At 68.1% G+C, this 546-nt stretch carries 1 protein-coding gene; it reads left to right on the top strand.

Going from position 1 to position 546, the window contains the following annotated elements:
* A partial coding sequence (locus tag KUM32_RS43045) for a helicase-related protein (RefSeq protein WP_302185282.1) occupies positions 1 to 546 on the top strand: 546 nt, incomplete at both ends.

Here is a 546-nt window from a genome sequence, read left to right as displayed (position 1 = left end):
GACGAGCGCGTCCTGGTCACCACGCTCACCAAGAAGATGGCCGAGGATCTCACCGACTACATGGTCGAGCTGGGCATCCAGGTCCGGTACCTGCACAGCGACGTCGACACGCTGCGCCGCGTCGAGCTGCTGCGCGAACTGCGCGCCGGCGAGTACGACGTGCTGGTGGGCATCAACCTCCTGCGTGAGGGCCTCGACCTGCCGGAGGTCTCCCTGGTGGCCATCCTCGACGCCGACAAGGAGGGCTTCCTCCGCTCGGGGACGTCGCTGATCCAGACCATCGGCCGCGCGGCGCGCAACGTCTCGGGCCAGGTGCACATGTACGCCGACAAGGTCACCCGCGCCATGGCCATGGCCATCGAGGAGACCAACCGGCGCCGCGAGAAGCAGATCGCCTACAACACGGAGCGCGGCATCGACCCGCAGCCGCTCCGCAAGAAGATCAACGACATCGTCGCGACCATCGCCCGCGAGGAGGTCGACACCGAGGAACTGCTCGGCACCGGCTACCGCCAGCCCGACAAGGGCAAGGGCAAGGCCCCCGTG

Source organism: Streptomyces sp. AC627_RSS907, from assembly GCF_019049165.1.
Note: the sequence above shows the minus strand (reverse complement) of the source record. Positions and strands in the feature narration are given on the sequence as shown.